1 protein-coding gene is annotated in these 960 nt (G+C 70.0%); it reads right to left on the bottom strand.

Annotated elements, in window-relative coordinates; all coding sequences use genetic code 11:
- A partial coding sequence (mltB, locus tag AC1D12_RS34180) for a lytic murein transglycosylase B (protein WP_477845503.1) occupies positions 1-960 on the bottom strand: 960 nt, incomplete at both ends.

Raw genomic sequence — 960 nt, 5'->3', positions numbered from 1 at the left:
CCCCAGCTCGATCACCGCCAGCGCGTAGTAGCTCGACCAGTTGTAGCGCGTCACCGCATAGAAATTCGGCGTACCGGCGATGTAGCTCGGCGCCGCGTCGCCGTTCTGCAGTTCGATCAGCGCGAGCTTGTCGCCGAACTCGCGGGCCGCGGCCGGCAGCCCGGCGCCGTGCGCGAGGAACTCCTGCGGCGTGAAGCTCGGCACGATGTCGGGCACCAGCAGCGTTGCGCGGTCGGCGGCATCCACCGGCGCCGCCACGTCGAAGTGCGTCGGCATGCCGCGCTGCCAGCCGAACTCGGCGAGGTAGTGGGCGACGCTGCCGACGATGTCGGCCCCGCTCGTGTGCAGGTCGACGCGGCCGTCGCCGTCGAAGTCGACCGCATAGCGGTTCCAGCTGCTCGGCATGAACTGCCCCATGCCCATCGCGCCGGCATAGCTGCCCTTCAGCGCGAGCGGATCGACGTTCTCGCTGTGGCACAGCACGAAGAACTGCTCCAGCTCGTCGCGGAAGAACGCGCTGCGGTCGCGCCGGCCGCTCGGGAAATCGAAGGACAGCGTGGCCAGCGCATCGATCACGCGGAAGCCGCCCATCTGCTGGCCRTAGATCGTCTCGACACCGACGATGCCGACGACGATCTCGGCCGGCACGCCGTAGAGCTCCTCGGCGCGCGCGAGCCATTTCTCGTTGTCTTGCCAGAACGCGAGCCCGGCGCGGATGCGCTTCGGCTCGACGAAGCGGCCGCGGTAGGCAGCCCAGTTCTTCGCGGTGCCGGCCGGCGGCGGCATGATGAACTTCTCGACGTTCGGCACGTAGCGCGCCTCGGCCAGCTGCGACTGCACCCAGTCGGCGGGCAGGCCGTGCCTCTCGGCCAGCTCGGCGCCGAAGCGCATCACGTCGTCGCGGGGGCCATAGGGGCCGGTGTCGTCGCGCTCTGGGGTGGCGACGCGCGGTTTCTTCGG

It is taken from the genome of Rhizobacter sp. P1_G5, assembly GCF_056405435.1.
The sequence above is the reverse complement of the archived record's forward strand: the minus strand, read 5'-3'. Positions and strand labels throughout refer to the sequence as shown.